The sequence below is a fragment of the Micromonospora sp. L31 genome, from assembly GCF_052068075.1.
In the GTDB taxonomy this organism is placed as follows: domain Bacteria; phylum Actinomycetota; class Actinomycetes; order Mycobacteriales; family Micromonosporaceae; genus Micromonospora; species Micromonospora purpureochromogenes.
The window spans coordinates 148,037-165,179 of record NZ_JBQHDC010000002.1 but is presented as its reverse complement, the minus strand read 5'-3'; the positions used below and the strand labels follow the sequence as shown (position 1 = coordinate 165,179).

The following is a 17,143-nucleotide window of genomic DNA, read 5'->3' as shown; positions in this document are numbered from 1 at the left end:
CATGGCCAGGACCGAGTACTACAACGACCCGCAAGCGCCAAAGCCGAACAGCATCGTTCCAGCGGTGACCGTGTTCGTCCTCGACCCACAGGACCGGGTGCTAGTCATCCGGCGGACCGACAACGGGCTATGGGCCATCCCCGGCGGCGCCCAGGATTTCGGCGAGTACATTTCAGATACTGCTGTACGCGAGACCAAGGAAGAATCTGGGATTGACGTCGAGGTGACCGGCATCGTCGGCATATACACCGATCCGAAGCACGTCATGGCATACAGCGACGGAGAGGTACGCCAGCAGTTTTCGATCTGCTTTCGCGCTCGCTATCTCGGCGGCGAGCCAACTCCGAGCAGCGAGTCATCAGAGGTGCGGTGGGTCGGGAGAAACGAGTTAGACGATTTGCCAATCCACCAGTCCATGCGGCTGCGGATCGATCACGGCTATGAGTTCCGGCCGGATCCCTACATCGGCTGAATGTCAACTGCGGCCAGATGCTCCTCGGTGCGGCGCACTGCTGCTAGCAGCGCGGGCTCCGCCTTCGCCCAGAAAATGGTCACGACATGCTCCGGTCCGTAACGGTTGCGAACCTCAGCCAAACGCTCTGACACTGTCATGTCCTGTCCATCCGGCCCCGTTGTCATGTCTGCATACCAGAGCGCGTCACGGACGAGAGACTCCTCGTCAACGAACTCGGCTCGCAACTGACTCGCATAGCCTCGCTCCTCTGCCTCGAAGACAGCGCAGGAGTGATGGGCCACCAAATCAGTTACTCGATTATCAAATCCCTGCGCCCGAAGCCACCTCGCGCCGTCCAGCGCATGTAAGCCTGTGGAGACAAGGGCCGGGGCATATCCAACGTCATGGAGCCACGCAGCCGCCACTAGACAGGCACGCTCATCAACAGGAAGGGCCATGCGGAGGCTGGCAGCCTTGGCAGCGACAGCTTGGACATGAACCCATCGGCGAGGAATACTATCCGCCAACTGCGCCTCAGCCAAAAGATAGGCAGCGCGGACAATTCCCACAGAGGAAGCATACCACCCTTCACGCATCAGTTAGGTTCAACCATCGCGAGGGTCATCAGCCGACTCCAAACTTGCCGCCATCTGGGCCCAGGGCAAGTCAAGCCCTGCCTGACGAGCCCAGCTTCGAAAGTCTTTTCCAATTTTGGCGGTAGTTACGTCTTTCCAGTCGGCACCTAAGGCCGATTTAATGATCGACCCTACAGACATCGTGTCTGCTCGACTGTTCCGCCTCAGGAGATTGATCGCCTCAGTGCCACCCGGAAGGTGCATCATCCCCTTCTCTAATGCGGCAGGATTGAACTCACCATCCACAAATGCGTCGGCGGAGGGGCTTAGCCCGCCAACAGCACTCATGCTAACTAGTCCTACAGCCATGAGATTCCTGGCCTGCTTCTGACCCGTCCTATCCAATGACCTATAGCTCACCGCACCTTCCAGTGTCTCCCTCAAGAGTCGAATAGCGCCACCAGGAGAGCCATCAAGGAAGGACTGGGAGGACCTCCCTCCCCGGCGCCCGGTAACCATCCTTTCTCCGGTCAGTAGATTGCCATAGCCGCCAAATCCTTCCGGCGGTAGCCATACAGCATTATCCCTCACTACAGCAAGGCCGGCGTACTCAAACCACAGGGCGAAGGCCCGAGCATATAGCGACCAGGTCGACGGCTTGGCATCAATTGCCGGGAAGGCAACAGACAACTCGGATGAATAGTTGGCAAAGGAAACTTTTTCGCCTTGACGCTCGGCCAATTTCATGAAAAGCGAATATGCTTTGTGTCGGCGCAGCGTGTTTGCAACTGCCCTGCGCAAAGATTGCTCACGGTCTGGCGAGTTGTAAATGGCTTCATTAATGTGCACGCCATATGCCTCATAAGTGGCAATGCCGAGCAGCCGAAGAGTCCGGGTGGCATTCATTACGCTACCCACACTTGTGCCTAGAGCGTCAGCGATGTCCGCAAAGGAAGCATCCCCATCCCCTGCGACAGCAAGGGCAAGAACCGTACTAGCCGCTTGCGGATTCACACCGATGGTGTAAGACTCTTCGATTGGAATCTGACCCGTATTTAGGAAGTCCCGAAAGATATCCCAGTACGTGTCGAGCTTCTCCCCGACTGGAACTAGGAGTCGTCTATCGAGTAGGGACTGGATGACCCCGCCATCGTACCGTTCGGTCACCTCAGCAGTAGATACGGGCGCAAAGCGTGCCACATAACGTACCGCGTCCTGCTCAATGGGCTGCAGGCCGGCCAAATCCGAGTCAAAAAGACTCTGTACATTGAGGGCTTCATTGACAAGCCGCTCTTGGGTCTTGCCGTCTTCGATCTCCCGGATCACGTGCTCAGAGAGCTTCTTAAATAGCCACGGTAGTCCCTGAGAGTACTCTCGAAGTCGTTGACGGAGGTCCCGAGCGAGCCGCTGCTTGAGTCGCTTCTCCAAACGTCGCAGTAGTGCTTCTACGTCTTTGGGACCCATTTGGTTAACGATGATCTGAACGCTGCCAGAGCGGATTTCGTCGCGCAGGCGGTATGGGTGAGATTCCGTCCACCCCACGAGGTCAGTCTTCCACGCGAAGCCGACGAGCAGCGCAGAAGACATGTCATTCATTAGCAGCGACAGATCCCTAAACTGACGAGTTGTCACCTCATCCAAAAACACATTCTCAAACTGATCAAAGAACACCAGCAATGATTGAGAACCATGCCACGCTGCGCTCTCGATGGTCCCCATAGCACTCGTAAGGCTAGCCCAAGAGCTATCTTCAGGCAGGGAAAACAAGCCCTCCTGGGCTGCCTTCTTCGCAGCGAAGCGAAGAGCCTCTGTTACGAACGAAGGCGATGCAGCCGTTCGGCTGTCAATGACAACAGCAACACCGCCTCGATCCTCTACCATTGACTTCATCTTGAGCGCGAGGGAACTCTTGCCCCAACCAGACTGGGCATTCAGAATGAACGTCCCCCGCTTCCCCTCAATCACTCTCTCAAGGTCGTCGACTATCGCACGTCGCCCAACAAAAAACTTGGGAGAGGCAGGGAACTGATACTCGAAGTCGGAACTACTACCCCTTACCGTTACAATGACGGGAGGGTTCATGTCCGGGATAGGTACCGAGGACGGAGTCTCCCGCAGGCTGCTCAAGTCGTCGGCCGGGAGATCGGCACCGTACTCATGAACAGCGAGAAGATCCATGACTGTGCTAGGAACAGGTGTCGCTGTAGAGCGTCCCCAAATTACTATCCTCACCGCTCTTCGCGTGCCAGGATCCAGGATCTTCACACATGAGTAAAGCCCATCAGGCGTTACGAGAAGAGCCGGATCGCTCGTCAGCGAGGATTCGGATAGAACTGAGGATTCGGATAGAACCACAGCAGGAGCCCTCAACATGCCGCGGTCAATCAGGCGATCTACAATCCTTTGAGAGTCAAGATAATGGAACCGCGCATCGCTTCGCTCGATCGCCCTAGCCTTCTCGTCGCCTTCGGCAGTTAGTCTGGGTAGAACAAAGAGGTAACCGTGAGCTAAAGGTTCGGCAAATCTCTCTATCGTCAATTTGCCATAAAACGAAGTCAAGGCTTGAGCATTAACGTTCGTAGCGTACGCCTTACACTCGGCATAAGCGACTTCATTCGTAAACGAATTTTTCAGCGCGACATCTAGCTCAATACCTTCAGATGTCGGGTTGATATCGCGGCGAGAAGGGCGATCGAACCCGAGTTCGCGCATTACCTGCGCAACAAATTCTTCGAAAAGATGACCCCTGGCGTTGGCGGCACCGGCCGCAGTGTCACCTGTGGCCAATACAAGAACTTGGTAGTCCTGCACAGCAATGCGATCCACCTGTGCACAGTATGCTGCGGCGACACGCGTCACAAGCCCCCGCCTGAGGGACACCCGTCTAGCCATCCTCCGACGAGGATCGGGGAGACTCGGTCGGCCTCTTTGGCATTCTGGCCGATAGAGCGCACGCCGCTCTTTGGTCCGACTCCGAGAGCCAGGCTGCATACACCCGCAGGGTTGTCGCTCCTCCCCCGCCGTGGCCCAACCGTCCGGCCACCGTGCGAACATCTACGCCAGCAGCGATCAACTCCGTGGCCGAATAGTGTCGCAGAGCATGCAGGTTCGTGGCGATGCCGAGTCGCGCGGCCATCCGGCTGAACCGTTGGGTGGCCGTATCCGGCACGAGCGACGTGCTGCCGTCCGGATCGGGCGAGAACACGTAGCCGTCACCGAGCAGCGTTAACCCGAGGGCCAACGCACGTTCCTCGCGACGCGCCAACTGGTCGCGCAGCACCGCTACCGTCTCCGCGTCCAGGGCTACGCGCCGCTGCTGGTGCGTCTTCGTGTCCTTCTCCCGCAGCTTGCCCGCGTCGTCGACGTACAGGGCGCTCCGCAGGGTCAGTACGGCGGTATCTAGGTCGACGGCGGACCACCGCAGCGCGCACAGTTCACTCCGTCTCGCCCCCGTCGTCATGGCCACCCACACGAACGCGCCCCAGTCGGGGTCCTTCCATGCCTCGGTGACCAGTCGGGCCGCTTCGGGCGCCGTTGGTGGGTGCGGGTTGGGCTGAGGCATCCCGGGCTTCTCCGCCTGATCTGCCGGGTTGACCGCGATCCAGCGCCACCGGACGGCCCGGTTCAGCGCACCGGACAGGATCCAGTGAATCTGCCGGATCGAGGCCGGGGCGAGCGGCTTGCACTCATGCGGCCTGCACTTGTCGGTGCAGTCGTGCGGCCCTGCCTTCCGGTGCTCGACGGCCTTCCGTGCACCTCCACAGTGGTCCCGGCACTTCCGCAGCACCGCATAGAACGATTCCAACGTCTCGGCGTCCAGCCGGCCCACCGGCAGCTTGCCGAGCAACGGCCGTACGTGCTTGTTCAACTTCTTGACGTACCCCTGCCGGGTCGACACCTCCACGTCGAGCACTTCCAACCACCGGTCAAGCAGCTGGTCGACCGTGGCGCGGGTGCGCGGGTTGCGCCGGTCGTCCACCTGGGCGAGGAAGCGCGTACGCACCTTCTCGGCTTCCTTCCGGGCGGTCGGGCCGGGCGGGATGGTCTCGGTCAGGCAGTGCCGCTTCTTGGTGATGGGGTCGATGCCCGCGTAGACCTTCACCCTGAGTGAGCCGCTGGGCAGTTCCTCGATCTCGCCGCGTTGGCGCTTCGCGCGCCCGTTCGCCGTCGCCATGGGGCGACCGTAGCGCGCTCGCACCACGAGTAGCACCACGGGAAGATCAGCGATCTAGCGTTTTGCCTGGTGGGGCGGGCGGGACTCGAACCCGCGACCGAGGGATTATGAGTCCCCTGCTCTAACCGGCTGAGCTACCGCCCCGATACCGCGCCGGATCGTAACCCGCTCGACGGATCACCGGCCACCACCGAACCGGCCGACACAGACACCCGACCGGCACGATGGGCTACGCGAGGATAACAGTCAGCAGCGGTCCGCAAGGTCCCGCGCACCGGCCCGGATCACCCCACCGCGCGCAGCTCCGCCAGCACCGCCCCCGCCGTCCGCCAGCCGCTGGCCAGCGCCCCCTGGATCGACGGGCTGTCCCGGTGGTCGCCGGCCACGAACAGCCCGTCGCCGAGCGCCACCGGCTTGCGCAGTCGCCCCTGTGGCGGCGGCGCGGCGGGCAGCGCGTCGGGGACCTCGACGGTCGTCAGGTGGGTCCAGTCCGCGGTGGAGCGTCCGTAGAGGCGGTCCAGCTCGCGTCGGATCGCCGGCTCGGGCGGGGCGCTCGGGCCGACCACCGAGGTGGCCACCAGGTGCCGCCCGGCCGGCGCGTACGTCGGGGCGGCGTTGCTGACCACGACGGTGTTGGCGACCAGCTCCCGCCGGTCTCCGTCGACCAGCAGGATCGGCTCGTCCAGCGGCCTCTCCGGCGTGCTGTGGTAGTAGGTCGTGTAGCTGTGCATGCGTACCCGGGCCAGGGTGGGCAGCAGCGTTCCCGCCGCGGGCGGGTCGACGGCGACCACGACGGCGCGGCAGCCGATGTCGCCGGCCTGGGTGCGGACCCGGCCGGGCGCGACCTCGGCGACCGGGGTGTCCAGCTCGATCAGGTCGGCGGGCAGCGGTTCGGCGACGGCCCGGGGCAGCGCGGCCATTCCCCGGGCGGGCAGGCCGATCCGGCCGCGCGCGAAGGAGCGCAGGATCATGGCCAGCACGTGGCTGGAGGTCTCCAGCTCCCGGTCGATGAGGACGCCGGAGAGGAACGGCCGCAGCAGCTCCTCGATGATCGTGTCGGAGAGCCCGGCCCGGCGCAGCGCGGCCTCGGTGGTGGTCTCCGGTGCGGTGAGCAGCCGGCTCTTCGGCAGGGTGGCGCAGCCGCTGGCGAGCGCCGCGAAGCGGAGCCGGTCGAGCAGCGAGCCGATGCCGGCCAGGGCCGTGCCGGGCGCGCCGCCGGGCTCGCGCACCGGGTTGACCAGCCGGTCGAGCCGGTCGCCGCGGCGCACCAGCACCCCGGAGGTGAACCAGCCCAACCCCAGGCTGTCGACGTCGAGCAGGGTGCCCAGCCTCGGGTAGGCGGTGTTCAACACCTGGAAGCCGCGGTCCAGCAGGTAGCCGTCGACCGCGTCGGTGGCGACCCGGCCGCCGAGCCGGCCACCGGCCTCCAGCAGCCGCCAGGGCACGCCGGCGCGGTGCAGCCGGCGGGCGGCGGCCAGCCCGGCGAGGCCGCCGCCGACGATGACGACGTCCGTCTCAGCCAGCATGCCTGGCCTCCGTCCCGGTCCGGGCCGTCCGGGCCAGCCGGCTCGGCCACCAGATTTTCGGCCCGATGTCGTACGACAGTGCGGGCACCAGCAGCGAGCGGACGACGATGGTGTCCAGCAGTACGCCCACCGCCACCGCCACGCCGAGTTCCACCAGCACCACCAGCGGCAGGACGGCCAGCGCGGAGAAGGTGGCGGCGAGCACTATGCCGGCGGAGGTGATCACCCCGCCGGTGACGGCGAGGCCGGACAGCACCCCGGCCCGGGTGCCCCGCTTGACCGACTCCTCGCGGACCCGGCTCATCAGGAAGATGTTGTAGTCGATGCCGAGGGCGACCAGGAAGACGAACGCGAAGAGCGGGAAGGACGCGTCGACCCCGGGGAAGTCGAAGACGTACCGGAAGATCAGCGCGCACAGCCCGAGGGTGGCCAGGAACGACAGCACCACGGTGGCGATCAGCAGCACCGGGGCGAGCAGGGCCCGCAGCAGCAGGGCCAGGATCACCGCGATGACCACCAGCACCACCGGGATGATCACGTTGCGGTCCCGGGTGGAGGCGGCGGAGGTGTCCACGTTGATCGCGGTGAACCCGCCGACCACGGCGTCGGCGCCGGCGACCCGGTGCACCGCCACCCGCAGGTCGCGGATGGCCCGCTCCGCGCCGTCGCTGTCCGGCGGGTCGGACAGCGTCGCCTCCAGCTGCACCTTCCCGTCGACCACCTTGGGGGGCGCGTTCTCCTCGGGCGGACCGGCCCGCTCACCGGTGACCGGCCGTACGGCGGCGACGCCGGGGACGCCCTGGGCCACCCGGGCGACCTCCTGGGCGGCCTGCTGGTTGGTGAAGATGGTCGCCGGGCTGCCGGTGCCGGCCGGGTAGTGCCGAGCGATGACCTCCTGGCCGGCGACCGAGTCGGTCCGGTTGGTGAACAGGTCGGACTGGCCGAGGGTGGTGACGCCGAGCTGGGCCAGGCCGAGGGTGAGCAGGGCCAGCGCCGCGGCGGTCACCAACCAGACCGGGCGGGCGCGCCGGGCGACGAAGCCGGCGACCCGGCTCCAGATGCCGTGCTCGGCCCGCGGGTCGGCCTGGTCGGCGCGGGGCCGGCGGGGCCAGAACGCCCACCGGCCGCCGAGCACCAGCAGCGCCGGCAGGAAGGTGAGCATCACGACCAGCGTGGCGGCGATGCCGACGGCGGCGACCGGGCCGAGCGCCCGGTTGGAGTTGAGGCTGGACAGCAGCAGGCAGAGCAGGCTGACGATCACCGTGGCCCCGGAGGCGATGATCGCCGGGGCGGCGCCCCGCCAGGCGGTCTTCATCGCGTCCCAGGGCCGCTCGTGCCGGTGCAGTTCTTCCCGGTAGCGGGCGATCAGCAGCAGCGCGTAGTCGGTGCCGGCGCCGAAGACCAGCACGGTCAGGATGCCCTGCGCCTGCCCGTTCAGTTTGATCACGTCGTTCTTCGCCAGGTGGTAGACGAACACCGACGCCAGCGCGTACGACATCCCCGCCGCGAGCAGCGGAAAGAGCCAGAGCACCGGGCTGCGGTAGACGATCAGCAGGATGACCAGCACCACGACCAGGGTGACCAGCAGCAGCGGCCCGTCGATGGCGCCGAACACCTCGATCAGGTCGGCCAGCAGCCCGGCCGGTCCGGCGACGTCGACGGTCAGCCCGTCCCGGTCGCCGCCGGCGATCCCGCGCAGTTCCTCGACCACCCGGCCGATCGCCTCACCCTCCGACTCGTCGATCGGTACGACGACCTGGAGCGCCTGACCGTCCTGGCTGGGGATCGGCGGCGGCAGCGGCCCGAGCACGCCGGGAACCTGGGCGAACCGCGCGGTGTCGGCGGCCGCCCGTTGCTTGTCGGCGTCCGTGATGCCGGAGCCGCGCTCGTAGACCACCAGCGCCGGGGTGCTCTCCCGCTCCACGAAGCCGCCGGCGAGATCCTGCGCCCGGGTCGCTTCGGCGTCGGCGGGCAGGAACGAGGCGTTGTCGTTGGTGGCGACCTCGCCCAGCTTCCCGGAGTACGGCCCGGCGATCCCGCCGACCACCAGCCAGCCGAGCACCACCAGCACCGCGATCAGCGTCGCCGCGCCAGGTCTCCGCCTTCCGGCCATCTCCACCCGTCCTTGAATCGACGCACCAATCGACGCATCGAAAGACTAAGCCGACATCGCCCATCCTGCCGCCCGAGCACGCCCTAGCGGGCCGAAACCGGACGCGGGACTCCCGCACCCTCTCCACGGTCCGTGCCCCTCGGTGATCAAGAAGTTTGCGTCTGCGGGCAGCCCGTCGGTGACGAAAACTTCTTGATCACCGGGGAGGGTGGCGGCCGGCCGGGCGGGGCAGAGCGGTGACAACGAGAAACGCCCGTCGGCGGGGCCGACGGGCGGGGGTGGAGCGTGAGCTCCCCCGTTTGGACTCGAACCAAAAACCTGCCGGTTAACAGCCGGCTGCTCTGCCAATTGAGCTACGGGGGACTGCTTGTCACCGCGCTCCGGATCTCCCCGGCGCTCGGCGACGGCACAAGAGTACAGGATTCCCGGGGGGTCCGGTCCAGGGGGTTACCTCCACGAGCCCTCGCTTGAGAGGGTCGCGACACGGCAGGAATAAAACCGGACAAATCGTCATCACGGCACAACCAGGCATGAGCGCGGAGCAGGATGGGTAGTTAGCTGCCGACAGAGGACTAGGGCGCGACATGGTCGGTCCCGACCGGATCTCCGGGCGGGAACGGCGGAGCGTCAGGTACGAAAGGAGCCGCCATGCGCGGAAAGATCATGTTCCTTGGCGGGCTGGCTGCGGGCTTCGTCCTGGGCGCCCGTGCCGGCCGGGAGAAGTACGAGGAGCTGGTCGTCCGGGGCCGTAAGGTGCTCGACCACCCGACCGTCCAGGAGGCGGCGGGTGTCGCACAGGCCCAGGCGACCCGGCTCTACAGCGAGGGCAAGGACAAGCTCGGCCAGTCCAAGCTCGGCGAGAAGCTGGGCACCGGCAACGGCAACAAGCAGGAGCTGACCGCGGCGGACGACGCGTTCGCGGGCACGCCGGCCACCATCGGCGCCAAGTCGGGCAGCTCGTCGAGCTCCCCCAGCTCGTCGTCGTCCACCACCAGCCCGCGGCCCAAGTCGTCGGGCCCGGGCACCAACGCCAGCACCCTCTAACCGCACCTTCCACGCGGGCCGGTCGTCGTCGACGACCGGCCCGCTGGCGTGTGGGCCCGGAAACACGGCAGGTCAGACCCGTGCCCACCGCCGCCGATGCCACTTTCGCCGATTTGAAGCAAAAGTTCGCACCAAACATCGAAAGCTTCTGCCGTCAACCTCTTCTCTTTGGTCCCTCGCGCAAATATCGTCCTGCGTAGAACCTGGCCAGGCTCTTGGTACTCGTAGCGACCCTCCTCAGCGACGGCGCTGAGGCGGACCCGCCCCGACCAGAGCGAGGTTCGATGCGCAGACCCACCGGCCGAAGGGCCACCGCCTACCTCAGCCTTCTCACCCTCGTCGGCGCGACACTCGTCGCGACCGCACCACCGCAGCCGACGCCGGCGCTCGCCGCCCCGGTGCCCGCCAGCAACGGCATGGACTACAAGGTCCTCGTGTTCACCCGGTCCGCCGGAGGCAGCCACGCCGCCACCGCCGCCGGAGTGGACGCGATCCGACAGCTCGGCAACGACCGACGGTTCACCGTGGAGGTGACCGACGACGCCCGCAAGTTCGACGAGCCGCATCTCAAGCAGTTCCGCGCCGTGGTGTTCCTGAACACCTCCGGCGACGTCCTCACCGACGGCCAGCAGGCCGCGTTCGAGCAGTACTACCGCGACGGCGGCGGCTTCGTCGGCGTCCACTCGGCCATCGAGGCCGAGCCCGGCTGGTCCTTCCTGGACAAGGTCCTGGGCACCCGGGCGACCGGCGCCGCCACGTCGGCGAACCCGGCCACCGTCACCGTCGCCGACCGGGTGCACCCAGCCTCCGAGCGGCTGCCGGAACGGTGGACGCACACCGACCGCTGGTACAACTTCGCCGACAACGTCCGGGGCGTGTCGCACGTGCTGGCCACCGTGGACGAGAAGACGTACGCCGGCGGGTCGATGGGCTTCGACCATCCGGTCACCTGGTGCAAGGACTACCAGGGCGGCCGCTCCTTCTACACCGGACTCGGCGCCACGCCGGAGAGCTACGGCAGCACCGACCTGCGCGCCCACCTCGGCGGGGCGATCCAGTGGGCGGCCGGCGTGACCGACGGCGACTGCGGCGCGACCGTGCTGGCCAACTACCAGATGACGGTGGTCGGGGCCCAGCCGAACGTCAGCGAGCCGATCGGCTTCGACACGCTCCCCGACGGGCGGGTGATCCAGACCGACCGCCGCGGCGGCGTACGCCTGCACGACCCGGAGAGCAACGAGACCACCGTGCTGGCCCAGATCCCGGTCTACACCCACAGCGAGGACGGGATGTACGGCCCGGCGATCGACCGGGACTTCGCCACCAACAAGTGGGTCTACCTGTACTACGCGCCGCCGCTGGACACCCCCGCCGGAGGCGCGCCGACCACCAGCACCGACCCGGCCGCCTGGGACCGGTGGAAGGGGTACTTCCAGCTCTCCCGCTACAAGTTCGTCGACGGTGAGACCCCCTCGCTCGACCTGAGCACCGAGCAGAAGATCCTCCAGGTGCCGGTGGACCGGGGCGCCTGCTGCCACGTGGCCGGCGACATCGCCTTCGACTCCAAGAACAACCTCTGGCTGGTCACCGGGGACGACACCCCGGCCGGTGGCGGTGGCTCCGGCGGCTTCTCGCCGCACAACGACTCGGTCAGCGCCACCGGCGTCTACCAGGCGCCCTTCGTGGACGCCCGGCGCAGCTCGACCAACACCAACGACCTGCGCGGCAAGGTGCTGCGGATCGCGGTGGGGGCGGACGGCTCGTACACCGTGCCGGCGGGCAACCTCTTCCCGGCCGGTACGGCGAAGACCCGGCCGGAGATCTACGCGATGGGCCTGCGCAACCCCTTCCGGATCACCCTGGACAAGAACGACGTCGCGTACGTCACCGACTACTCGCCCGACTCCTCGACGGCCGCGGTCGGCCGGGGACCGGCGGGCACCGGCCGGATGATGGTGATCGACAAGCCGGCGAACTACGGCTGGCCGATGTGCGTGCAGCCGAACCTGCCATACATCGAGATGAACTGGACCACCAGCCCGATCTCCCCGGTCGCGCCCTTCGACTGCGCGGCGCCGAAGAACACCTCCCGGCACAACACCGGCCTGACCGACCTGCCGGCGGTCGAGAAGTCCGAGCTCTGGTACTCGTTCCAGGCGCCGACCCCGTGCCCGGAGTCCTACCTGTCGACACCGACGCAGACCTGCCCGGTGCTCTTCCCCGAGCTCGGCACCGGCGGTGTCGGGCCGCACGGGGCCGCCCGCTACGACTTCGACCCGGAGCTGAGGTCGGAGACGAAGTTCCCCGAGTACTACGACGGCGCGGTCTTCTTCGGCGAGTTCACCCGGGACACCCTCAAGGAGGTCCGGCTCGACGCCAAGGGCGACATCCTGAAGATCAACAATGTGCTGAACTGCGGCCAGGCGCCCACCACAGCGACCAAGCCGTTCCTCTGCGACAACCCGATGGACATGAAGTGGGGCGCGGACGGCAACCTCTACCTGCTGACGTACGGCGACGGGTTCTTCAACGTCAACCCGGACGCGGCGATGCTGAAGTTCAGCTACGTCAAGGGGCTGCGGGCACCGAACGCCGTGCTCACCGCGACACCCACCAACGGCACCGGGCCGCTGACCGTCGCCTTCTCCAGCGAGGGTTCCAAGGACCCCGACCCGGCGGACTCGATCTCGTTCGCCTGGGACTTCGACGGCAACGGCACCACCGACTCGGTCGACCCGAACCCGTCGCACACCTACACCGCCAACGGGGTCTACACCGCCCGGCTGACGGTGACCGACTCCAGCGGCAAGAGCGCGTCGGCGAACACCACCATCACCGTCGGCAACACCGCGCCGACCGTCACGGTCAACACCCCGCTCGAAGGCGGCTTCTTCAGCTGGGGCGACGACATCCCCTGGTCGGTGACCGTCACCGACCCGGAGGACGGGCCGGTCGACTGCGCCAAGGTCGAGGTGACCTTCGTCCTCGGCCACGACCAGCACGGCCACGGCGAGGCCAACCAGTTCGGCTGCTCCGGGGTGCTGCCCACCGACCCGGACGACGCGTCCCACGGCGGCTACATCTACGGCGTGGTCAGCGCGTCGTACACCGACGGCGGCGCGAACGGCCAACCGGCGCTGACCACCGTCGACCAGCAGATCGTCCAGGCGAAGCGGCAGGAGGTCGAGTTCGCCGCGAACGAGTCCGGCACAACCGTGGGGACCAGCGCCGACACGGGCGGCGGGCAGCAGCGCGGCAGCCTCGACCCGGGCGACTGGATCGCGGTCAACAACACCGTGAACCTGCACAACATGCAGTCCGTGACGCTGCGTACCTCGGGCGGCAGCGCGGCCACCGCCGGGCAGCCCCGGTTCGGCGTCCAGCTGCGGCTGGACTCCCCCACCGGCCCGCTGCTCACCACCGCCACGGTCAACGCGACCACCGGAAACAACGCCTTCACCAGCACCACCGTGCCGATCACCGACCCGGGCGGCACGCACCGGCTGTACCTCGTGTTCACCACCGTCCCCGGCGGCCCGACCAGCGGTTTCGGAAACCTGAACTGGGTCGAGTTCGCCGGCCAGGGCATCGGCGTCACGCCCTAGCGACGCCGTGGCCGGGGGCCGCCGCCGGCGGCCCCCGGCCGCTCCACCTGTCACCACGCACCGGAACCGAGAGAGGCAGCAGCAGATGAACGACAGTCAGCACGGAATGAGCCGGCGCCGGATGCTCGGCGCCATGGCCGGCGTCGCCGGCGCGGCCGCCGTCGGGGCCGCCGGACTGGGCTCCCCGGCCTTCGCCGGCAACGGCCTGCTCGTCCCGACCGGGAAGCGCGGCATCATCCTCTACAGCGTCCGGGACCGGATCGGCGCCGCACCGGACGCCACCGGAGTGCCGTACGGCTTCGAGCGGGTGCTCGCCCGGCTCGCCGAGATCGGCTACAAGGAGGTCGAGTTCGCCGGCTACAACCAGCACGTCTCGATCCTGGGCCGGCAGATCACCGCCGCCGAGATCCGCAAGATCCTCGACGACAACGGGCTGCGCGCCAACGGCTCGCACGCCTCCATCCCGAGCACCATCAACCCGACCACCCTCGCCGCGTTCGAGCAGCAGCTCGACATCGCCGAGACGCTGGGGATGACCCACATCGGCACCGGCAACGACCCGACCGGCAGCAACTACAAGGCCGACTGGGACGCGGCGGCGGACCGGTGGAACACCCTCGGCCAGTTGGCCGCCGCCCGTGGGTTCAAGCTCTACACGCACAACCACGACGCGGCGTACAACTTCCTGCTCGACAGCGGGCCGCTGGACGCGCTGGGCCGGCCCACCCGGTCCTCCGGCGTCCGCAAGCTGGAGTACTTCATCGGGCTCACCGACCCGGAGTACGTCTGGTTCGAGATGGACATCTACTGGGCGCACGTGGCCCAGCACCGGTTCCGCAGCTACACCGACCCGGACGGGGTGACGCAGACCGACGTCTTCGACCCGCTGGCCACGGTGGCGGCCCAGCCGATCCGGTTCCCGCTGTTCCACGCCAAGGACGGCGCGTTCAACCCGAACACCACCAGCGGGTACGACATGGTGCCGCTCGGCCAGGGCGACATCGACTACGGCACCTTCTTCGCCAACATGGGTGCCAAGGGCTACCACAACCCGATGTGGGAGCAGGACAACGCGCCGGGCGGCAGCGCCGACCCGGGCCGCTCGCTGCGCTACGCCGAGGTGAGCTACCAGCACATGTCGGGTCTGCGGGGCTGACGGACCCGAGGTGTCGATCGAGTGGCCGCACCCGGGCGTACCGGGTGCGGCCACTCGCGCCATCAGACGTAACACCGCCGTGGAAGACTCCGGCCGGAGGTGGTGGCGATGGTTCCCGTCCGACCGGAGAACGCGTACCAGGCACGACTGCTGCGGATGCTGCGCGACGACGGCCCGCGGTCGCGGGTGGAGCTGGGCGACGCGGTGGGCCTGTCCCGGTCGAGGCTGATCGCGGAGGTGGACCGCCTCGTGGAGCTGGGCCTGGTCGAGACCGCCGGGCCGGCGGCCTCCCGCGGCGGCCGGAGGTCGTCGCTGCTGCGCGTCGCCCGCACGGTCCACTTCGCCGGCGTCGTGATCGGCACGGACCGGCTCACCGTCGCCGTCACCGACGGCGAGCTGAACGTGCTGGCCGAGCTCCGCGAGCCGGCAGACATCCGCTCCGGTCCGGGGCCGGTGGTCGCCCGGGCCGGGGAACTGGTCGGCAAGCTCCGGGCCGAACTGGGCCTGGCCCAGCTCACCGGGGTCGGCGTCGGGCTGCCGGGGCCGGTCGCCTTCCGGGAGGGCACCCCGATCGCGTCCGGCGCCCTGCCCGGCTGGCACGGGTTTCCGGTGCGGGACACCCTCGGCGCCGAGCTGGGCTGCCCGACGCTGGTCGACAACGACGCCAACGTGATGGCACTCGGCGAGCAGCACGCCGGCATCGGCCGTACCTTCGACGACTTCCTGTACGTCAAGCTCGGCACCGCGATCGGCTGCGGCCTGATGCTGCGGGGCGCTCCGCACCGGGGCGCGACGAGCGGCGCCGGCGACATCGCCCACCTGCGGCTCGCCGACGACGGCCCGGGCTGCGCCTGCGGCGAGGCGGGGTGCCTGGAGGCGTACTGCGGCGAGGCCGGGCTGGTCGCCGCGGCGCTGGACGCGGCGCGGTCGGGCCGCTCCCCCGCCCTGGCCGACCGGCTGGCCACCATCGGCACCCTGACCATGGCGGACGTCGCCGGGGCGGCGGCCGGCGGCGACCCGGCGGTGCAGGCCGTCGTGCGCGACGCCGCCCGCCGGCTGGGCCAGGTGCTGGTCGGGCTGGTGAGCTTCGTCAACCCCGGCATCGTGATCATCGGTGGCGCCCCGGACGGCCTCGGGCACACCCTGCTGGCCGAGATCCGGGCCGTGGTCTACCGCCGGTCGGCGCCGCTGACCACCGGCACGATGCCGATCGTCCTGTCCGACCTCGGCGAGCGGGCCGGCGTGGTGGGCGCGGCCCGGTTGATCAGCGAGCAGGCCTTCGCCGCCGAGTGACCGGCCCCCACGAAGCCGGCCCGGTGGCCCGACCGACCCCAGGTGCGTCCCGCCGCACGGGAGGTCAGGTAGGGGTCGATCGGGCCGGTGCGCGTCAGTCCTTGCTGCTGAACGCGGCGTCGAACGCCGCCGCGGGGGCGTCGAAGGCGAGCCGGCGGACGAACTGCAACGCCTCCGGCGCGCCGACCAGCCGGTCCATTCCGGCGTCCTCCCACTCGATGGAGATCGGCCCGTCGTAGCCGATCGCGTTGAGCGCCCGGAAGCAGTCCTCCCACGGCACGTCGCCGTGGCCGGTGGAGACGAAGTCCCAGCCCCGGCGAAGATCGGCCCAGGGCAGGTGGGACGAGAGCCGGCCGCGCCGCCCGTCGCCGGTGCGTACCTTCGCGTCCTTGCAGTCCACGTGGTAGATCCGGTCGGCGAACTCGAGGATGAAGTTCACCGGGTCCAGCTCCTGCCAGACGAAGTGCGACGGATCCCAGTTGAGCCCGAACGCCGGCCGGTGGCCGATCGCCGCGAGCGCCCGCCGCGTCGTCCAGTAGTCGTAGGCGATCTCGCTCGGGTGCACCTCGTGGGCGAAGCGGACCCCGACGGAGTCGAAGACGTCGAGGATGGGGTTCCACCGGTCGGCGAAGTCCCGGTAGCCGCGCTCGATCATCTCCGGCGGCACCGGCGGGAACATCGCCAGGGTGTGCCAGATGGACGAGCCGGTGAACCCGACCACCGTCTTCACCCCGAGCTTCGCCGCCGCGCGGGCGGTGTACTTCATCTCCTCGGCGGCGCGCCGGCGTACCCCCTCGGGTTCGCCGTCGCCCCAGATCCTGGCCGGCAGGATGCCCTGGTGCCGCTCGTCGATCGGGTGGTCGCAGACCGCCTGGCCGACCAGGTGGTTGGAGATGGCGTGGACGCTGAGGTGGTGCTTGGCGAGGGTCTCCCGCTTGCGCTCGACGTACGAGTCGTCGGCGAGGGCCTTGTCGACCTCGAAGTGGTCGCCCCAGCAGGCGATCTCCAGCCCGTCGTAGCCCCACTCGGAGGCGAGCCGGCAGACCTCGTCGAACGGAAGATCGGCCCACTGGCCGGTGAAGAGCGTGATCGGTCGCGCCATCGTCGTTGTCTCCCCTGTCGTGATGGGGATTCCTCAGCGTGGGCGGGGCGAGGGGCCACCAGTGCGGAGGCGTCACGGGTCGCCGGTGGGTGCGGCACGCA

At 68.0% G+C, this 17,143-nt stretch carries 11 protein-coding genes and 2 tRNA genes; 5 read left to right on the top strand and 8 right to left on the bottom strand.

Translation table 11 applies throughout. The features are described from left to right. Nucleotide 1 precedes the first annotated feature (1 nt). On the top strand, nucleotides 2–472 hold the full coding sequence (locus ACTMS9_RS07280) for an NUDIX hydrolase (protein ID WP_441164509.1): 471 nt from the start codon (nucleotides 2–4) through the stop codon (nucleotides 470–472). Here ACTMS9_RS07280 and ACTMS9_RS07275 read toward each other — a convergent pair. The 7 genes from ACTMS9_RS07275 to ACTMS9_RS07245 form a co-directional block, all read right to left on the bottom strand. Continuing rightward, complete coding sequence (locus ACTMS9_RS07275) at nucleotides 460–1,023, bottom strand: HD domain-containing protein (protein ID WP_441164508.1); 564 nt, start codon at nucleotides 1,021–1,023, stop codon at nucleotides 460–462. The two genes, ACTMS9_RS07280 and ACTMS9_RS07275, sit on opposite strands and share 13 nt — an antisense overlap. A gap of 36 nt (nucleotides 1,024–1,059) precedes the next feature. Further along, nucleotides 1,060–3,855, bottom strand: a complete 2,796-nt coding sequence (locus tag ACTMS9_RS07270; protein WP_441164507.1) for an nSTAND1 domain-containing NTPase — start codon at nucleotides 3,853–3,855, stop codon at nucleotides 1,060–1,062. A gap of 58 nt (nucleotides 3,856–3,913) precedes the next feature. Then, the gene (locus ACTMS9_RS07265) at nucleotides 3,914–5,203 is read right to left on the bottom strand and encodes a tyrosine-type recombinase/integrase (protein WP_441164506.1); all 1,290 of its coding nucleotides are present in this window, start codon (nucleotides 5,201–5,203) and stop codon (nucleotides 3,914–3,916) included. A gap of 67 nt (nucleotides 5,204–5,270) precedes the next feature. Beyond that, nucleotides 5,271–5,347 (bottom strand) — tRNA-Ile (locus ACTMS9_RS07260). A gap of 140 nt (nucleotides 5,348–5,487) precedes the next feature. Then, entirely contained in the window at nucleotides 5,488–6,729 is a 1,242-nt protein-coding gene (locus tag ACTMS9_RS07255) for an NAD(P)/FAD-dependent oxidoreductase (RefSeq protein ID WP_441164505.1), read from the bottom strand. After that, nucleotides 6,719–8,842 carry an MMPL family transporter gene (locus ACTMS9_RS07250; protein WP_441164504.1) on the bottom strand — a complete coding sequence of 708 codons (2,124 nt, stop codon included), beginning with the start codon at nucleotides 8,840–8,842 and terminating at the stop codon, nucleotides 6,719–6,721. Before ACTMS9_RS07250 ends, ACTMS9_RS07255 begins: the two co-directional genes overlap by 11 nt. A 290-nt stretch (nucleotides 8,843–9,132) precedes the next feature. Then, nucleotides 9,133–9,205, bottom strand: a tRNA-Asn gene (locus ACTMS9_RS07245). A gap of 285 nt (nucleotides 9,206–9,490) precedes the next feature. Between ACTMS9_RS07245 and ACTMS9_RS07240 the strand changes: the two genes are divergently transcribed. From ACTMS9_RS07240 to ACTMS9_RS07225, 4 genes are all read left to right on the top strand, one after another. Continuing rightward, nucleotides 9,491–9,886, top strand: coding sequence for a hypothetical protein (locus ACTMS9_RS07240; RefSeq protein ID WP_441145689.1), 396 nt, complete (start codon nucleotides 9,491–9,493; stop codon nucleotides 9,884–9,886). A gap of 284 nt (nucleotides 9,887–10,170) precedes the next feature. Next, nucleotides 10,171–13,491, top strand: a complete 3,321-nt coding sequence (locus ACTMS9_RS07235) for a ThuA domain-containing protein (RefSeq protein ID WP_441164503.1) — start codon at nucleotides 10,171–10,173, stop codon at nucleotides 13,489–13,491. Between the two features lie 85 nt (nucleotides 13,492–13,576). Then, entirely contained in the window at nucleotides 13,577–14,647 is a 1,071-nt protein-coding gene (locus ACTMS9_RS07230) for a sugar phosphate isomerase/epimerase family protein (RefSeq protein ID WP_441164502.1), read from the top strand. A gap of 108 nt (nucleotides 14,648–14,755) precedes the next feature. After that, nucleotides 14,756–15,940: an ROK family protein gene (locus ACTMS9_RS07225; RefSeq protein ID WP_441164501.1), complete on the top strand. Its 1,185-nt coding sequence runs from the start codon at nucleotides 14,756–14,758 to the stop codon at nucleotides 15,938–15,940. Between the two features lie 94 nt (nucleotides 15,941–16,034). On the opposite strand, the gene ACTMS9_RS07220 is transcribed toward ACTMS9_RS07225, so the two are convergent. Then, nucleotides 16,035–17,042 (bottom strand): sugar phosphate isomerase/epimerase family protein, encoded by a 1,008-nt coding sequence (locus tag ACTMS9_RS07220; RefSeq protein WP_441164500.1) that lies wholly within the window; start codon nucleotides 17,040–17,042, stop codon nucleotides 16,035–16,037. Nucleotides 17,043–17,143 lie beyond the last annotated feature (101 nt).

Coding starts and splice junctions, on each gene's coding strand:
- ACTMS9_RS07280 (WP_441164509.1), top strand. CDS start 2: ATGGCCAGGACCGAGTACTACAACGACCCGCAAGCGCCAAAGCCGAAC.
- ACTMS9_RS07265 (WP_441164506.1), bottom strand. CDS start 5,203: ATGGCGACGGCGAACGGGCGCGCGAAGCGCCAACGCGGCGAGATCGAG.
- ACTMS9_RS07255 (WP_441164505.1), bottom strand. CDS start 6,729: ATGCTGGCTGAGACGGACGTCGTCATCGTCGGCGGCGGCCTCGCCGGG.
- ACTMS9_RS07250 (WP_441164504.1), bottom strand. CDS start 8,842: ATGGCCGGAAGGCGGAGACCTGGCGCGGCGACGCTGATCGCGGTGCTG.
- ACTMS9_RS07240 (WP_441145689.1), top strand. CDS start 9,491: ATGCGCGGAAAGATCATGTTCCTTGGCGGGCTGGCTGCGGGCTTCGTC.
- ACTMS9_RS07235 (WP_441164503.1), top strand. CDS start 10,171: ATGCGCAGACCCACCGGCCGAAGGGCCACCGCCTACCTCAGCCTTCTC.
- ACTMS9_RS07230 (WP_441164502.1), top strand. CDS start 13,577: ATGAACGACAGTCAGCACGGAATGAGCCGGCGCCGGATGCTCGGCGCC.
- ACTMS9_RS07225 (WP_441164501.1), top strand. CDS start 14,756: ATGGTTCCCGTCCGACCGGAGAACGCGTACCAGGCACGACTGCTGCGG.
- ACTMS9_RS07220 (WP_441164500.1), bottom strand. CDS start 17,042: ATGGCGCGACCGATCACGCTCTTCACCGGCCAGTGGGCCGATCTTCCG.